Origin of the sequence: Vibrio splendidus, assembly GCF_001557875.1 — a bacterium.
Lineage (GTDB): Bacteria > Pseudomonadota > Gammaproteobacteria > Enterobacterales > Vibrionaceae > Vibrio > Vibrio splendidus_F.
In genome coordinates, this window is the sequence record NZ_LNRF01000001.1 from 512,277 (window position 1) to 528,393 (window position 16,117).

Below are 16,117 nucleotides of genomic sequence, written 5' to 3' on the forward strand. Positions count from 1 at the left end.
ATGCTATCTCTTAGTCAGTTGCTTACTGTTCAAGTACGGCAGAATATGAGGACGAGATTCACCAGACAGCTTTTGCGTGATCTGCTGTGACCAACTGCTTTGCTTCTGGTTACTTGAGCGGTTGGCGTAGTAGCTCTGCATTGAATCGTCATAGCTTGCGATTTCATCTAGGCTCAATGGTTGATATTGGTTTTCGTGCATCACTACGTGAGCAGGGAGGCGAGGCTTCACCTCCGGTTGCTGTGCCGGGTGACCTAAGCACATCCCGAACAACACGGCGGTGTGTTGTGGTAGTTCTAACAGTTCATCGACTTGTTGTGCGCTGTTACGCAGGCCACCAATGTACACACCACCTAAGCCAAGAGACTCAGCAGCCAGCATGCAGTTTTGCGCCATGATGCCTGAATCGACTGCGCCAATCAGGGTCAGTTCAGTAAAGTCGGTTTTCACTTCAGGGTTGATTTGAGCGTGGCGTTGATAGTCGATGCAGAATACTAAAAACTCAGCCGCACTTTCAACGTAAGCTTGGTTGCCTGCGTATTCTGTTAGCAGCTTTCGCTTCTCTTTGTCGGTCACTCTCACAATAGAAACAGCCTGCAGTAAGCTCGATGACGATGCGGCAAGGCCTGCCTGAACAATTAAATCGAGGTGCTGCTTATCTATAGGTTGATCCGTATATTGGCGAATGGAGCGATGCCCCAAAATGGTCTCAATCGTGCTATTCATGCTCTCTGACAGTCCTTGTGGTGATGATGACGTAGGGAATCACAATAACGACAATTACCATAAGCGTAAAGGAGATAGAGCTTTTCTTGTTAGCGAAACTCCGTAGCGCCCGCTTCGATTTTTGAGACTCTGTTTATTATCGATTAATGCCAGCTGTTATGCAGTTGGCATTTTATTATTGAGCAAAGCTTGCTTCGAAATAGGCGTTAAATGCTCAGAACTGTCAGATAAAATAGGGCATACTGGACGCAATATATAAACCCAAGAAAGTAACCATGCGCATGAATCCCATCTGCCTCAACGACCCTTTTTCTCTTCCTAATGGCCAAGTAATCAAAAATCGCCTGTTCAAATCGGCAATGAGTGAACAGCTAGGTGATAAACACCATAACCCTAAGCAAGGTTTAGTCACGCTTTACCAGCGTTGGGCTCAAGGAGGAATTGGTCTATCCATGACGGGCAACGTGATGGTCGATAGAGGTGCGCTTGGTGAACCTAAGAACGTTGTGTTGGATGAGCACAGTGACTTAACCATATTTCGTGAATGGGCGAAGGCTGGGACACAGAACGGTTCTCAGATATGGATGCAACTGAATCACCCAGGTAAGCAAATTCCTAAGTTTTTATGTGATAGCCCGGTTGCCCCTTCAGCTATCTCTTTAGAGCGCGGATTAGAAAAAGGCTTCAATACGCCACGAGCTCTTACTGAGACGGAAATAATCGCAATCATTGATAAGTTCGCGTTGAGTGCAAAGCTTGCAAAACAAGCGGGTTTTACTGGCGTGCAGATTCACGGTGCTCATGGTTATCTTGTCAGTCAGTTTTTGTCTTCGAGACACAATCAACGCCAAGACAAATGGGGGGGCTCACTCGAAAACAGACTTCGTTTCGTACTTGAGGTTTATCGTGCGATTCGAAAAGAGGTTGGTGACGATTTCCCTGTCGGAATTAAACTCAACAGCGCTGACTTCATGAAAGGAGGCTTCACGGAAGAAGAGTCGATGCAGGTTGTGCAAACACTGAGTGATAATGGCATTGACCTGATTGAGATCTCCGGCGGTACCTATGAAAGTCTTTCAATGATGGGTTCAAAGAACAAGGATGAACCCATCAAGGCCAGCACAGTAAAACGTGAAGCGTATTTTATGGATTACATGGTTAAGGCGAGAAAGCTCGTCAGCACACCGCTGGTGGTCACGGGTGGCTTTCGAACCGCGCAAGCAATGAATGAAGCATTAAACACATCGGCAACCGATTTTATTGGTATTGCGCGCACAATGGCGGTTGATCCTGATTTTCCTAACAAGTTAATCAAAAACCCTAGCCACGGCATGCCGCTAACGGTGCCAACCACAGGTAAACCCGCATTAGACAAGGTGGCGATGGTCGGGTTGGTTTGGTATGAGCATCAGATGTGGCGTATTGCCTCTGGCAAGAATGCCGACCCTAAATTAAGCGCACTCGGTGTGGTGTTAAAAACAGTTTTCAGCGCCGGCTGGCACGCGTTCAAAAAGCGCAGAGCGTAAGCAGTAATGGATTGTTAAAGCAGAACTTTGAGGAATCGAAGTTCTTCTTTTTTGTTTGTCTCTTTTAAAATCTGAATTCTCGAGAAATACGTCGTATAGCACTTTCGGTCAGTCCTTGTTGCGGCACTAATCCAATACCAACATGAGTATTGGTTATAGTGTCCATAAGTGGAAAATTAGAGTAGACCAACTAGGATGAATTGAATTAAACCCTACAATTAATTCAACAACATGGTAGTTGCAATGAAGAAAATAACCCTTTTATCCGTCGCGATTTTATCCAGTCTTTCTTTCTCATCTTTTGCTAAAGATTGTGATCCCAATTTGCTGCCTTCTTGGAAAGATAGCGAGAGCAAATCCGCTATCGTCGACTATGTTGGGAAAACCACCAAAGCTGAGTCTGATATGTTCGTGGCGATTGAAGATCGTATTGCCGTGTTCGATAACGACGGTACGCTTTGGTCGGAAAAGCCTTACTACTTCCAACTGGCTTTTGCGTTAGACCGTGTAAAAGAGATGGCACCAGATCACCCTGAATGGAAAACCGAAGCACCTTTTAAGTTTGTGCTTGAAGATGATATCGAGAGCGTTCTTGGCAGCGGTGAAGAAGGGTTATTGAAAATTATTATGGCGACACATTCTGGTATGACTGTTGAGCAATACCAACAAGACGTTGAGCAATGGTTGACGGTAGCAAAAGACGGACGTTTCAATAAAGCCTACACAGACCTGACTTATCAGCCAATGAAAGAGATGCTGACTTACTTACAAGAGCATGACTTTAAAACTTACATTGTGTCGGGAGGTGGTGTTGATTTCATGCGAGCGTGGGCTCCGCAAGCTTACAACATTCCTACCGAACAGATTATCGGCAGCGCGCTTAAATACAATTATAGCTACAACGATGGTAAGCCGACGGTTACTAAGGATTCGTCCATTTTGACCATTGATGACAAAGCTGGAAAGGTCACGAATATTCAGCATATTATCGGTAAGAAGCCTATTTTAGCAGTAGGCAACTCAGACGGTGACCAAGCTATGATGCAATGGGCAACGAGCCAACCCAACTCAATGGCGATGATTGTTCATCACACTGATGCTGAGCGAGAGTGGAAGTACGATCGTAAGTCTCATGTTGGTAAGTTGGATAAAGCTCTAGATGAAGCGAATTCCAGGGAGGACTGGACGCTGATAGACATGAAATCAGATTGGTGTGAGGTGTACTAACGCCTCGTTTACCTTTGGTCAAAATCATAAAGGCTCGGATTGTTAATTCGAGCTTTTTTGTTCGCGGACGTATTTGAAATCAGAGGTTTGGAATGAACGTTTAAAAACAATGAAGGCTTAATGCCTCGCTATAAGCAAGAACGTACTATAAGTTCTTAACTCATGACGGTTTAATCGGATAGTCGAAAAATAAAGGAATAAAAACATGAAAACGATCGGTTTGCTCGGCGGTATGAGTTGGGAGTCGACAGTGAGCTACTACAAATCCATCAACGAGGGTGTTAAAGCGATCCTTGGTGGGCTCAATTCTGCAAAGGTTTGTATGTACAGCGTGAACTTCGATGAGATAGAAAAGCTCCAACATCAAGGTCGTTGGGAAGAGACGGCAGACATCTTATCGGAAGCGGCTCTATCTGTTGAAAAAGGAGGGGCGGACTTCATTCTTATCTGTACTAATACCATGCATAAGGTCGTTCCTGAAATAGAAGAAAAGATCACGGTTCCTATCTTGCACATCGCTGATACCACCGCGCAGAAGCTGCTGGAGCAGGGCGTGAAGAAAGTAGGATTACTCGGTACCGCTTTCACGATGGAACAAGATTTCTATAAAGGGCGCCTGACTAACAAGTTCGGTATTGATGTTGTTATTCCTGATGAGAGTGACCGACAGAAAGTGCACAACATCATTTATCAAGAGCTGTGTCGAGGCGAAGTAAAAAAAGAGTCTCGAGATGTATATCGTCAAATCATCGAGAAGCTAAGCCAGCAAGGTGCTGAAGCCGTTATTTTGGGATGTACTGAAATAGCCCTGCTGATTCAGCAACAACATACCGATGTGCCTCTGTTTGATACCACTGCCATCCATGCAGAAGCGGCAGTGCGTTTGGCGACTAGTGACTAACATTTAGCGACTTGTTTTTTAGATCCTCGTCATGGCTCCACAACTGTCCTCTTCCAGTTTTTGAACGATTTTTATTCAGTTGAGTGAAAGTTTTTTGTACAAAAGCAGGTCGTTAATTAATGAAGCGATGCTTTGTTCATTAACCAAGGCTTTATCGGTAGGTAAGGCTTTAGTTAATGACTGAGGTATCTGCACTTAAAAGCACTATGCTTTAGTCATGACTAAAAGAGGATTAATTATGAAATGGCTTATCTTGTCTGTAACGCTATTGTTTGTGGCAGGATGCCAATCGACAGGCTCTGACACATCTTCACATGATCAAATGAATAAAGTGGATACGAGTGGGTGTAGTAGTTAATCTCTTTTTCAGAAACACCTTTTTAGCTGCTCCGATAGCGACCCCCATAAAGAGTTATCCCCTATAAAGCCTTGTTTTATCACAAGGCTTTTATTTTGCCGTAAACGAAAAAAACCCCTCTTTCGAGGGGCTAAAACTTATGTTTTATAGGTAACTCTTAGAATGCGTATTGAACACCCGCACCTAGTACTGAATCATCAGAAGAGGCTGCAACAGTACCTGAAGCAGACCAACCTGTATCTTCAAAGCTGTGAGCAACACCGATTGCTAGTGCAGTTTCAGAACCTGCGTAACCAACACCAGCGCCGAAAGCAGTCATACCGTTTGTCACCATTGGGCGAGCGTTAACCGTTGCCGCGTTTAATGCTTGAGTTTGGTCAATACGAGTATCTAGGCGGTCAACTTCGCCGAATAGAACATCTACATCGTTTTCGATATCGGCAAGCTGTTGCTGTGTTTGAGCTTGAACCGTTTGAGAGTGTGCTATCACTGAACCTGTAGAGTTCTCGCCCCAATCTTTTTCTGCATCGCGGATGCCATCAGCTGCTTTTTTAAGACCTTCTACGATTTTTTGGCCTTCCGATGGTTGTGGCTTTGAACCATCTACTGGATCAACGATTACATCATCTACAGGTGGGAGTTCAGCTACAGGAGGGTTAACTCCAACATCACCGTTGTTTGATTTTATGTAAGCTGCTACTGCCTCACGACCAGTGCCGTCGCCACCGTGAATTGGGGTTTGATCAACAGGAATAGGCTTTACAATCACATCTGGTACTGGAGCGACAATTGTATCGGGGATGCGGTGACCCAGTTCCGGAACGTGAGGGATAGTTGGCGCAGGTTCAACGATTACATCATCTACAGGTGGAAGTTTAGCTACAGGAGGGTTAACTCCAACATCACCGTTGTTTGATTTTATGTAAGCTGCTACTGCCTCACGACCAGTGCCGTCGCCACCGTGAATTGGGGTTTGATCAACAGGAATAGGCTTTACAATCACATCTGGTACTGGAGCGACAATTGTATCGGGGATGCGGTGACCCAGTTCCGGAACGTGAGGGATAGTAGCTTCTGCGATTGCACCAAAAGAAGTTGCCGCGATTACTGTAGCTAAAATTGTCTTTTTCATTTCATTACCTATAAAATATTAAAAGCATATATGTACGTATTAAGTTTTAAAATAAAGCCGGTTGACCGGCTTAGAAACGCTGTTCCGTTTCGATGGAGTGAATTATGGGTATATATACGAATAAAGACAAGCGATTTTTAAAAGAAATTTAGTTTATTTTATTGATTTATTATTAAGCTATTGATTCATTAGGGTTATTATTGTTGTACCTAACGCGGATTTTATTGCCGAATCTGCGTCTTCTGGACTCATGTGCTGCCCTAAAATACCTTTTAGTCGGATGATACCCTGAACTGTTTGCGGGCTAGTCTCGGCTTCCAGAGCACTTTGAATGAGCATTCTCACCAATGAAGGAAATAAGCCTCCACCTTGTATCGCTATATCCCATGAAGCCACAAATGCTTCTTTAGAAGAGAAATCTAATTGATGTGCGACCATTGGGAAAACACGTCCCTGCAGTGCTCTGCCAAAATCGACCAGTCGAGGATAATAATTTTGTAGTGATGAAGCGGTGACTCCGACTTCTTTAGCTATACGTCCATAGCTGATTGCATCCCAACCTTCAGTAATGAAGATATTAAAGACAACGTCGTCATATTTCTTTTGTTTCTCTTCTTTCTCTTTTGCTGATATGCGTGCCATTCGTTTTCTCCAAATCGTTTTTGTCACTATAACGTATAAACACCTAATATCAACAAGGAGCTTGGTGCTCTTTGTTTAAAGAACCTTGCTAATGACTTTTTCTATGGGGATTAATCAAAATCAGTAAACCGATTCTCCAAATACATGTTGTAAATTTGTGAATCTGAATTGTCTATATTCTAGGCTGTGTACTGGATCTCATTTGTTATTTGAAGCACTTGCTAAGGTTAATAATGAAATGTGCTTAATACCAATCACTTTACTCAACTTAAGAGGTTTCTATGCTAGGTGAAAATCACTCTCTTGTTCACGAATTTCCTGAAATGAAAGACAAAATTGCTGAGCTTGCTAAAACTGATGATGGCTTTGCAGAAGATATGAAGACGTACGACAACCTTGATAAAGAGATTCGTAAGCTAGAGCTGAAAGATTCACCCATTGATGACGGTTCGATGCACCAACTGAAACATGACCGTTCTGTACTGAAAGATGCACTGCATGCACGTTTAACTGGCTAGTGGGCTGGTAATTCTGCTGATTAGCTAAATGGCTGCTTGTTGGTTTAGACAATAAAAAACTCCTTCGGGAGTTTTTTTGTTTTTGGCTTTCCCATTTTTATCTGAACACATAAGCTTGGGTTTCTTTGGATATAAAAAAGCTTAGCGCGGGGGACGCTAAGCTTCATGGTTAATTATGCTCTTGAAACATGTTTGGGCTGGTGGGGTTAGCCTACTTGAGAAAAGCTCACTACCTTGCTTTGTAGTTTCTGTTTCAGGTAATCCGTCACCGCTTGCTGCTCGGATTCGCTCATGTACAGGCCAAGTTTGGTTCTGCGCCACAAGATGTCTTCGTCAGTCATTGCCATCTCTTCATTGATCAAGTAATCGATTTCAACTTGATAAACGCCATGCGCTTCGCTTGAGAATTGGATGCCTAGGTCAGCTTCGCTATTTGCACCTTCTAGTAGCTTCCATGTGTAAGTACCAAATTGAGTCACATAACGAAGTAACAACGCTTCAGATGCCCAAGAGTATTTAGTGTGGATCATCTTCGCAAGCTGCTCTCTGCTGCAACTAAAGTTACCACCTGGAAGCGTGTCGTTGGCTGTCCATGGTGCCCCCATGTTGGTTAGATGTGGCTCAAGCTTCTTAAGTGCCGCTTCGCCAAGCTTGCGATAAGTGGTCAACTTACCACCGAAGATCGAAAGCAGTGGTGCTGGATCAAGCTCTGCATCTAATTCCAGCGTGTAGTCACGAGTGATCGCTTGTGGTGAATCCGATTCGTCGTCACAAAGCGGTCTTACGCCACTGTATGTCCAAACCACATCTTCACGACCAAGCTGTTTAACAAAGTGTTGGTTAACAATATCAATCAAGTAATCTACTTCGACATCATCAATGGCAACTTCGCGTGGGTCGCCTTTGTATTCAAGGTCGGTGGTGCCGATGATCGAGAACTTATCTAGGTAAGGGATCATGAACACAATGCGATTGTCTTTGTTTTGTAGAATATACGCTTGTGGTTCGTCATGAATGCGTGGCACAACAATGTGTGAGCCTTTGATCAAACGAATATTACGCGGTGACGCTTGCTCTAATCCATCATCAAAGAACTGCTTAACCCAAGGTCCGGCTGCGTTAACGAGTGCTTTTGCTTTACGTTCAAAACGTTGGTTTGTCATTACGTCAAGGATCGTTACATGCCAAATACCACCTTCGCGGTGCGCTTTTTCAACTCGGCAGTAGTTACGTACCTCTGCGTTGTTCTCTTTCGCTGCCAACACGTTGAGCAATACCATGCGCGCATCATCAACCCAGCAATCTGAGTATTCGAAACCTGTTTTCATTTCTGGCTTTAATAGGCCCGATTTCGCTAGGTTGACTGTCTTACTTCCCGGAAGAGTGGTGCGCTTACCCAAGTTATCGTAAAGGAATAGGCCACAGCGAATCATCCAAGCTGGGCGTAAAAATGGTCGATGAGGTAAACGGAAACGCATTGGCTGAGCAACATGAGGCGCTTTTCTTAACAAGACTTCACGTTCAGCGAGTGCTTCCGAAACCAAACGAAATTCGTAATGTTCAAGGTAGCGTAGGCCACCGTGGATAAGCTTTGAGCTGGCAGAAGACGTTGCAGATGCGAAATCATTTGCTTCGTATAAACCAACGTTTAGACCACGACCTGATGCGTCTGCCGCGATGCCTGCACCGTTGATGCCGCCGCCAATCACGATCAAGTCTAAAGTGGAAGATGTACTGTTGTTTGAATTATTTTGTTGAGCACTCATGGTTTTGACCTCTTTCTGAGCGAACGAGCATTTTAGAACATAATTGAATCCTATATGAACTTTCGTTTGCGGTCATTTATTATTTTCGTTTATGCGCGTTTTATGTGATTTGGGCATAAAAAAACCTCTGCTTATGAAAGTAGAGGTTCAAATAAGACTAATTCGAGCATAGAAGCGACAGTGACAGCGAGCAAGTTTTACTTTATTAACTTTTCTATAAAGAATGGTGATTCATTTAAGAAAGTGGTGTCACTGAGCTCTTGTTTTGATTTATTCGCTCATAGGACGAGCTGTATCGATCACTTCTAATGGTATTGCCGAATCTTTAAGGATGTTGAGAATCTCTTCCGGTGGCTGCTTATTAGTAAACACCATGTGCGCTTGAGAGATGTTACCAAGCTTAACCATCGCGTTACGGCCAAACTTAGTGTGGTCGACGGCTAAGAAGATGCTGCGACTGTTTTCGATGATGGCTTGTTTCACACGAACTTCGTGGTAATCAAAATCGAGCAGTGAGCCATCAAAATCGATTCCACTGATACCCAAAATACCGAAGTCGAGGCGGAACTGCTTCACAAAATCGAGTGTCGCTTCGCCAACAATACCGCCGTCGCGGTTGCGTACTTCGCCACCGGCCAAGATAACCTTTATCTCTGGGTTCGGCAGAAGGATGCTGGCAACGTTAATGTTGTTGGTGACAACTCGTAATTGTTTGTGATTTTTATTGAGCGCACGTGCCACCGATTCTGGCGTGGTGCCGATATCAACGAACAGGGTTGCACCATCTGGGATGTGCTTAACCAGTTCGTCGGCGATCACGTCTTTTTCGTTGAAGTTAAGCGCTTTACGCGTGTTATAAGAGGTGTTTTCCGAGCTTAAAGGAATGGTTGCACCACCATGATAGCGACGAATCTTGTTGCTATCGGCCAGTTCATTGAGGTCTCGTCTGATGGTTTGTGGGCTGACATCGAACTTTTCAACGAGCTCTTCGGTGCTCACATATCCTTGTGTTTTTACCAGATCTACAATCTGCTGGTGTCTTGGTATCTGCTTCACTTAACTTACCACTCCCTGCGCGCAAAGGGCTCTAGCGCGTCAAAATCGAAAATATAAACTCACGCTATTGTGCTCGAATTGATGAAAAGAGAGAAGTAATGATGGTAAGGAATCATGTCTAAACCGCAAAAACGCTGGTCAAAATGTGGAATTTAAGCCTGAAACGCAAAAAAGAGCACAAAAGAGTGCTCTTTTTAGTTTCGTTTGCTGAGGTTCGAGCAATCTAATCGATGAGATTGCTCGAGTTCCTAGGTCAACGATTAATGATTAACGATGAGCTGAATACTCAGTACTACTCTTCGTCGTCATCGTGCAGCTCAGACCAAACCTGTGCACACTTGATAGCACGCTTCCAGCCTTTGTAACGGCGGTTACGTTTCTCTTCGTCGTGGTGTGGCATGAAGGTGCGGTTAAGAACGGCTTTGTCTTGAAGCTCGTCAATGCTGTCCCAGAAACCAACCGCTAGGCCAGCAAGGTAAGCGGCACCCAGAGCCGTTACTTCCGTTACTTCAGGACGGTGAACTTCAGTATCAAGCACGTCTGATTGGAACTGCATTAGGAAGTTATTCGCTACTGCGCCGCCATCAACACGTAGGTTCGCTAGCTTGATGCCAGAGTCCGCTTGCATCGCGTCTAGTACGTCGCGCGTTTGGTAAGCAATGCCTTCCAAGGTTGCACGGATGATGTGGTTAGAGTTAACACCACGAGTCAGGCCAACAATCGTACCGCGAGCGTAAGCATCCCAGTATGGTGCGCCTAAACCCGTAAACGCAGGGACAACGTAAACACCGTTTGAAGAATCTACTTTGGTTGCGAAGTACTCAGAGTCTTCTGCGCCAGCCAGTAGTTTCATTTCATCACGTAGCCATTGTATTGATGCGCCGCCCATGAATACTGCACCTTCAAGTGCGTATGCAGGCTCACCTTTAGGACCACATGCCAGTGTTGTTAGTAGGCCGTTTTTCGATGTGACTTTCTCTTGCCCTGTGTTCATTAGAAGGAAACAACCAGTACCATAAGTGTTCTTAGCTTGGCCTGCTTCTACACACATTTGACCGTAAAGTGCCGCTTGTTGGTCACCCGCAATACCCGCTATTGGAATACGAGTACCGCCTTTACCACCAAGGTTCGTTTGACCGTAAACCTCAGAAGAACGCTTCACTTCAGGCATCATTGATGACGGGATACCCATTTCATCAAGTAGCTTTTGATCCCAGCATAGGTCGTTGATGTTGAACAACATAGTACGTGACGCGTTAGTGTAATCCGTAACGTGAACACGTCCTTGAGTCATCTTCCAAACCAACCAAGTATCAACCGTACCGAACAGTAGTTTGCCAGCTTCAGCGTCTTCGCGAGCACCTTCAACGTTGTCTAGAATCCATTTTACTTTGGTACCTGAAAAATACGGGTCAAGGACTAAGCCTGTATTGTCACGTACGTAGTCTTCTAGGCCACGTGCTTTTAGGTCTTCACAGATGTCTGCTGTACGGCGACACTGCCATACGATTGCGTTATAAACCGGCTTGCCTGTCTCTTTGTTCCAAACAATGGTGGTTTCACGTTGGTTGGTGATACCAATGCCCGCTAGCTCATCGCTGCGGATGCCTGCTTTAGCAAGCGCTTCAACCAATGTAGAGCTTTGCGTCGCCCAGATTTCCATTGGATCATGCTCAACCCAACCGGCTTTAGGATAAATCTGAGTAAATTCGCGTTGAGAAGAGCTTACGATGTTTGCATCGTGGTCGAGGATTACAGCGCGAGAGCTTGTGGTGCCTTGGTCTAGGGCAACAATGTATTTTTGCTCGGTCATGGTAAGAATCCTTTTTCTTTTGTTATTTATATTTTAGTAAATGTAGGGGCGCTTAGTGATTAAGCTTGAGCTTGTTCAGCTTCTTGTTCTGTTTCACATTGGTTTGGAATTGTGCAGCCTTGGCCTTCAATAGGTAGGTAAGCACCGATAACACGTGGGTACAACCAGCCACCAAAACATGCACCCGCAATTGGAGCAAGGATTGGTACGATGAAGTAAGGAATATCACGAGCACCTGTTAGTGCGAAATCCCAACCTGCAAAGTAAGCGAACAGTTTTGGTCCGAAGTCACGAGCAGGGTTCATTGCAAAGCCAGTCAGTGGACCTAAAGAACCACCGATAACTGCGATAAGAATACCGATCAGTAGCGGGTTCATTGCGCCGCGAGATGCTCCATTGTTCTCATCACCTAACGCTAAGATGGCAAACATCAACACTGCAGTAATCACGAATTCCACAGCAAAAGCGCCGAAGAAAGAGAGTGAAGCATGTGGGTAAGTCGAGAAGATACCAGCAGTTGATAGTGCGTCTTGGCTGCTACGAACAAAGTTGTGTGCGATTTCGTAGTCAGTAAATAGGTTGCTGTACAGGCTGTAAACCAATGCTGCAGAGCAGAAAGCGCCAAGCAGTTGCGAAATGATGTAAGGCAGCACTTTCGCTTTATCAAAGCCATGGAACATGGCCAGTGCAATCGTTACGGCTGGGTTGATGTGTGCGCCTGACACGCCGGCAGTACAGTAAATTGCAATCGCAACACCGAAGCCCCAGATGATGCTGATTTCCCATTGTCCGAATGTTGCACCGGTTAGTACCAGTGCAGCCACACAGCCAACGCCAAAGAATATGAGTAATCCTGTACCGATAAATTCAGCCAAGCATTGCCCAAATAAAGAAGGGTGTTTGTTTGTTGTCATGTTCGAGTCCTTTTTAGTTTTGCTTATCTAGCACGCGTATTGTGCATAAATTTGCGAACTCGAAAATAAACGAACATCAAAAGTGAGCGTTTGAGCATAAAATTGTTAATTAAAGTCACTTGAAATGTTAATCCGAACACTTTTGCTCGGAAAAGATGCTCGCATGAACGTCATTGTTCGAATGGATGTGTTTCGAGGTCGCTAAAACTACCTGTATGTAAACGGATGCACAACTGGTACGAGGAGTTTATGTTTGGATTTGTGATGCTACTTCGTGAGTGGTTGATAATTAGACTTAATTAGGAAGGGTTGTGTGATGTTTTTGCTATGTAACAAGGGCGTTAATCAATGAGCTTATATGCATAAATGAATAAACTGCCAACTAAGTTGTAGTTTGGCAGTTTCAATTTAGGTGTTTGTTCTAGTTACATGCTACGAACTGGGGCTCTAAACCAGAGCTGCCACTTTTCCTTTCGCTACCAATTGATCTCGAACCGAGTCATATGCCCAGTTGAACGCAATCGCGTAAAGTACGAAGAAAATCACTAGGCCGATGTCCATGATCAGTACGGTTAGGAAGTCGAGTTGTAGAACCCACATCAAAACAGGTAGAGTCACTGTCATCAAGCCAAGTTCAAAACCTAATCCGTGCAGAACACGTGTTTTCTTGGTTCGTTTACTGCGGTCAGCTCCGAATACTTTGTCGTAGCCATAGTTGTAAATGTAGTTCCAAGCCATTGCAATCAATGATATTGCGAGCGCTAAGCCTGCCATTTCACCTGCGCCGTTTCCTGTAATATAGGTTGCAAGCCCTGCCATCAAAACCAAAGCAACCAATTCAAATAGCACCATGTGCAACATGCGTTCTTTATGTGACATTTTCTAACTCTCTTTACGATTAAATAGCCGCCGATGGGCTAATGACTTGGTTAGATAATATCTAGTTAAGTGATAATATAAAGATAGTTAGCATCACATATGGTGATGGTAAGTTTTGGGAGAAACCGAATGTACAACATTGAACAGCTGAAAATGTTTGTGTATGCCGTTGAATTAGGGTCATTTTCTGCCAGTGCTCGTCATTTGGGTAAGGTACAGTCGGCGGTGAGCCAAGGCATCAGTAATCTTGAAATAGATTTTAATGTTGAGCTTTTTGATCGCTCGACTCGAAAGCCTTCACTAACCAAAGCAGGCGAGCAGTTATTTAAACAGGTGAAAGCGATTGTACTTCAGGTTGAAGATCTGAATGTGACGGTTAATGCGATGGGGAGCGGAGAAGAGGGCCTCATCAAGATCGCATTAGATGATTCCTTATTGGTCCCGAACCTATCTAAGATCCTTAGTCAGTTCAGTCAACAGTTCCCTGCTACTGAAGTCGAACTGGTTGCGTGTACCACAACAGAGGTCAATCCGTTAATTATCGAAGAGAAAGCCGACATTGGATTGATGTTTACCAACTTGGCTTTTGATGTCGGCTCTGAGCCTTGCTTTATTGGCCATTTACCGTTTATTGCGGTGTGCCATCCAAGTCATTCGCTCGCAAAAAAAGGTGTGGCGAAGCTTTCTGACTTACTCCCGCATCGTCAGTTAATGTTGAGGGGAGACAAAGGTAAGGTGATGGATCAATTTCCACTCATTGCGGGCAAGGTATGGTGGTCAAATAGCTTTATTGTTATCAAAGAGATGGTACTCGGCAGTGATATTGGCTGGGCATACTTACCTAAGCACCTCGTCGAAGAGGAGTTGAATAAGCAGCGTTTAGTGGAGATTAATGTCTCATTCGATCACAAAACATGGTCGCCGCCCGTTGATCTTGTTCTGTCTAAAACACGCTCTAAAGGCCCAGCCTTGCTTTGGCTTGAACAAGCTTTGAAAGGCTTATTAGACGAAACGTAAAAAACTGGACGAAACTTAAATTGGATCAAACTGAATAAAGAAAAGGCTCACCGTTTAACGTGTGAGCCTTTCTGTTTGATGTGATGCTGCTTTTTGTTAGCTGTAACTCTAGATGCTAGGCGCTAGATTTAACCGTCAGACCGTTGTAGTACTTGTCTTTCATCTTAAGCGCAACGTTCACTAGGTAAATCAGCACGGGTACTTCAATCAGTGGACCGATAACGCCTGCAAACGCTTGGTCTGAGTTAATACCGAATACTGAGATAGCAACGGCAATCGCTAGCTCGAAGTTGTTACCTGTCGCTGTGAATGCAATTGATGCGTTCTTGTCGTATTCAATGCCCATCTTCTTACCAATGAAGAAGCTGATGAAGAACATCGCCGTAAAGTAGATAGTCAGTGGAACAGCAATCAATAATACGTCCATTGGCAGCTCAACAATCATCTCGCCTTTTAGGCTGAACATCAGAACAATAGTTGCCAGTAGTGCAATCAATGTGATTGGAGAGATACGTGGAATGAACACATTGCTGTACCACTGCTCGCCTTTCATCGACACAAGGATCTTACGGCTTAGGAAGCCTGCTAGGAATGGGATACCTAGGTAGATAAGCACACTGTGTGCAATATCGATCATTGAGATATCAACCAACATACCTTCGTAACCGAATACCGGAGGAAGAACGCTGATGAATAGCCACGCCATAAAGCTGTAGCTCACCACTTGGAACGCACTGTTTAGAGCAACCAACGCTGCACCGTATTCTTTGTTACCGCCACCGATGTCGTTCCAAACCAGAACCATGGCCACACAACGAGCAAGACCAATCAGAATCACACCGACCATGTAACCTGGGTGATCGCCCAAGAACGTCAGTGCCAATACGAACATTAGGATAGGGCCAACCAACCAGTTCATGATCAGAGACAGTTTGATGGCTTTCTTATCTTTTACCACGGTACCCAATAGGCTGTAGTTAACCTTAGCCAAAGGCGGGTACATCATTAAGATAAGGCCAATCGCGAGTGGAATGTTGGTTGTGCCAACAGACATAGATTCGTTCCACTGTTCGATTTGTGGGAATACGGTGCCAAGCAGCACACCAATACCCATGGCGATGAAGATCCAGAGTGTTAAGTAGCGATCTAGAAAACCTAACTTTGGTTTCATTATATTATCTCTTTGGTTGTTATCGTTAATCGTCGAAAAGCGATATTTAAAGGCAAAAAATACGCTTAGTTTATTGTGTTCGACAAACTAAGCGTGGTTAATCTATTTTAAAATGGTGTCGATAAGCGATTCAAATTGCTGAATATTATCTCGGTTAATGCGATAGCACATCTTCGGCGGTATCGATTCAGCAGTGATGAAGCCTGAGGTTTTCAAGATTCTTAGGTGCTCTGATACTGTTGATTGAGCTAAACCTAATTCACTCACCAAGTCACTGTTCAAACAGCCGCCCGATTTTTCTAACGTTGAAAGGATACTTAATATACGAACTCTTGCCGGGTGAGCGAGCGCTTTCGCTAGAGTTGCCATTTGCTTTTCAGCTTCGGCATCACCATGTCCGATTGGCAGAGCACAGCCACCAGTTGTAGAGCAAGTTTCGTTCATATTGATGTTTCGCTTTCCATAATCGTT

Annotated in this window: 15 protein-coding genes; 5 read left to right on the forward strand and 10 right to left on the reverse strand. The window is 44.4% G+C overall.

Annotation, left to right across the window (positions count from 1 at the left end; genetic code table 11):
• Positions 1 to 3 precede the first annotated feature (3 nt).
• Positions 4 to 726 carry an oxygen-insensitive NADPH nitroreductase gene (nfsA, locus tag ATB74_RS02240; protein WP_061016250.1) on the reverse strand — a complete coding sequence of 241 codons (723 nt, stop codon included), beginning with the start codon at positions 724 to 726 and terminating at the stop codon, positions 4 to 6.
• Between the two features lie 281 nt (positions 727 to 1,007).
• Here nfsA and ATB74_RS02245 point away from each other — a divergent pair, with 281 nt between their 5' ends.
• The 3 genes from ATB74_RS02245 to ATB74_RS02255 all read left to right on the forward strand — a co-directional run bounded on the left by ATB74_RS02245 (position 1,008) and on the right by ATB74_RS02255 (position 4,380).
• Positions 1,008 to 2,252 carry an NADH:flavin oxidoreductase/NADH oxidase family protein gene (locus ATB74_RS02245; protein WP_061017697.1) on the forward strand — a complete coding sequence of 415 codons (1,245 nt, stop codon included), beginning with the start codon at positions 1,008 to 1,010 and terminating at the stop codon, positions 2,250 to 2,252.
• A 243-nt stretch (positions 2,253 to 2,495) separates the two neighbouring features.
• The gene (locus tag ATB74_RS02250) at positions 2,496 to 3,479 is read left to right on the forward strand and encodes an HAD family hydrolase (RefSeq protein ID WP_061017699.1); all 984 of its coding nucleotides are present in this window, start codon (positions 2,496 to 2,498) and stop codon (positions 3,477 to 3,479) included.
• Between the two features lie 205 nt (positions 3,480 to 3,684).
• Entirely contained in the window at positions 3,685 to 4,380 is a 696-nt protein-coding gene (locus ATB74_RS02255) for an aspartate/glutamate racemase family protein (RefSeq protein WP_061016251.1), read from the forward strand.
• Between the two features lie 515 nt (positions 4,381 to 4,895).
• Here the strand turns inward: ATB74_RS02255 and ATB74_RS24370 are convergent.
• Positions 4,896 to 5,870, reverse strand: a complete 975-nt coding sequence (locus ATB74_RS24370; RefSeq protein ID WP_061016252.1) for a YadA C-terminal domain-containing protein — start codon at positions 5,868 to 5,870, stop codon at positions 4,896 to 4,898.
• 177 nt (positions 5,871 to 6,047) lie between these two features.
• Complete coding sequence (locus ATB74_RS02265; protein ID WP_061016256.1) at positions 6,048 to 6,512, reverse strand: hypothetical protein; 465 nt, start codon at positions 6,510 to 6,512, stop codon at positions 6,048 to 6,050.
• Between the two features lie 281 nt (positions 6,513 to 6,793).
• Between ATB74_RS02265 and ATB74_RS02270 the strand changes: the two genes are divergently transcribed.
• Complete coding sequence (locus ATB74_RS02270; protein ID WP_060980671.1) at positions 6,794 to 7,030, forward strand: YdcH family protein; 237 nt, start codon at positions 6,794 to 6,796, stop codon at positions 7,028 to 7,030.
• A gap of 206 nt (positions 7,031 to 7,236) precedes the next feature.
• Here ATB74_RS02270 and glpD read toward each other — a convergent pair whose 3' ends face one another.
• The 5 genes from glpD to ATB74_RS02295 all read right to left on the reverse strand — a co-directional run bounded on the left by glpD (position 7,237) and on the right by ATB74_RS02295 (position 13,458).
• Positions 7,237 to 8,796, reverse strand: a complete 1,560-nt coding sequence (glpD, locus tag ATB74_RS02275) for a glycerol-3-phosphate dehydrogenase (RefSeq protein ID WP_061016257.1) — start codon at positions 8,794 to 8,796, stop codon at positions 7,237 to 7,239.
• Positions 8,797 to 9,066: 270 nt separating this feature from the next.
• Positions 9,067 to 9,852 carry a DeoR/GlpR family transcriptional regulator gene (locus tag ATB74_RS02280; RefSeq protein WP_017096306.1) on the reverse strand — a complete coding sequence of 262 codons (786 nt, stop codon included), beginning with the start codon at positions 9,850 to 9,852 and terminating at the stop codon, positions 9,067 to 9,069.
• 292 nt (positions 9,853 to 10,144) lie between these two features.
• On the reverse strand, positions 10,145 to 11,665 hold the full coding sequence (glpK, locus tag ATB74_RS02285; protein ID WP_017064019.1) for a glycerol kinase GlpK: 1,521 nt from the start codon (positions 11,663 to 11,665) through the stop codon (positions 10,145 to 10,147).
• Positions 11,666 to 11,724: 59 nt separating this feature from the next.
• On the reverse strand, positions 11,725 to 12,579 hold the full coding sequence (locus ATB74_RS02290) for an MIP/aquaporin family protein (RefSeq protein ID WP_048609888.1): 855 nt from the start codon (positions 12,577 to 12,579) through the stop codon (positions 11,725 to 11,727).
• 447 nt (positions 12,580 to 13,026) lie between these two features.
• Positions 13,027 to 13,458, reverse strand: coding sequence for a PACE efflux transporter (locus ATB74_RS02295; protein ID WP_061016259.1), 432 nt, complete (start codon positions 13,456 to 13,458; stop codon positions 13,027 to 13,029).
• 129 nt (positions 13,459 to 13,587) lie between these two features.
• On the opposite strand from ATB74_RS02295, the gene ATB74_RS02300 reads away from it, so the two are divergent.
• Positions 13,588 to 14,475, forward strand: a complete 888-nt coding sequence (locus ATB74_RS02300; RefSeq protein ID WP_061016261.1) for a LysR family transcriptional regulator — start codon at positions 13,588 to 13,590, stop codon at positions 14,473 to 14,475.
• A 115-nt stretch (positions 14,476 to 14,590) separates the two neighbouring features.
• On the opposite strand, the gene arsB is transcribed toward ATB74_RS02300, so the two are convergent.
• The gene (arsB, locus tag ATB74_RS02305) at positions 14,591 to 15,646 is read right to left on the reverse strand and encodes an ACR3 family arsenite efflux transporter (protein ID WP_061016262.1); all 1,056 of its coding nucleotides are present in this window, start codon (positions 15,644 to 15,646) and stop codon (positions 14,591 to 14,593) included.
• Between the two features lie 102 nt (positions 15,647 to 15,748).
• On the reverse strand, positions 15,749 to 16,090 hold the full coding sequence (locus tag ATB74_RS02310; RefSeq protein WP_017060936.1) for an ArsR/SmtB family transcription factor: 342 nt from the start codon (positions 16,088 to 16,090) through the stop codon (positions 15,749 to 15,751).
• Between the last annotated feature and the right edge of the window lie 27 nt (positions 16,091 to 16,117).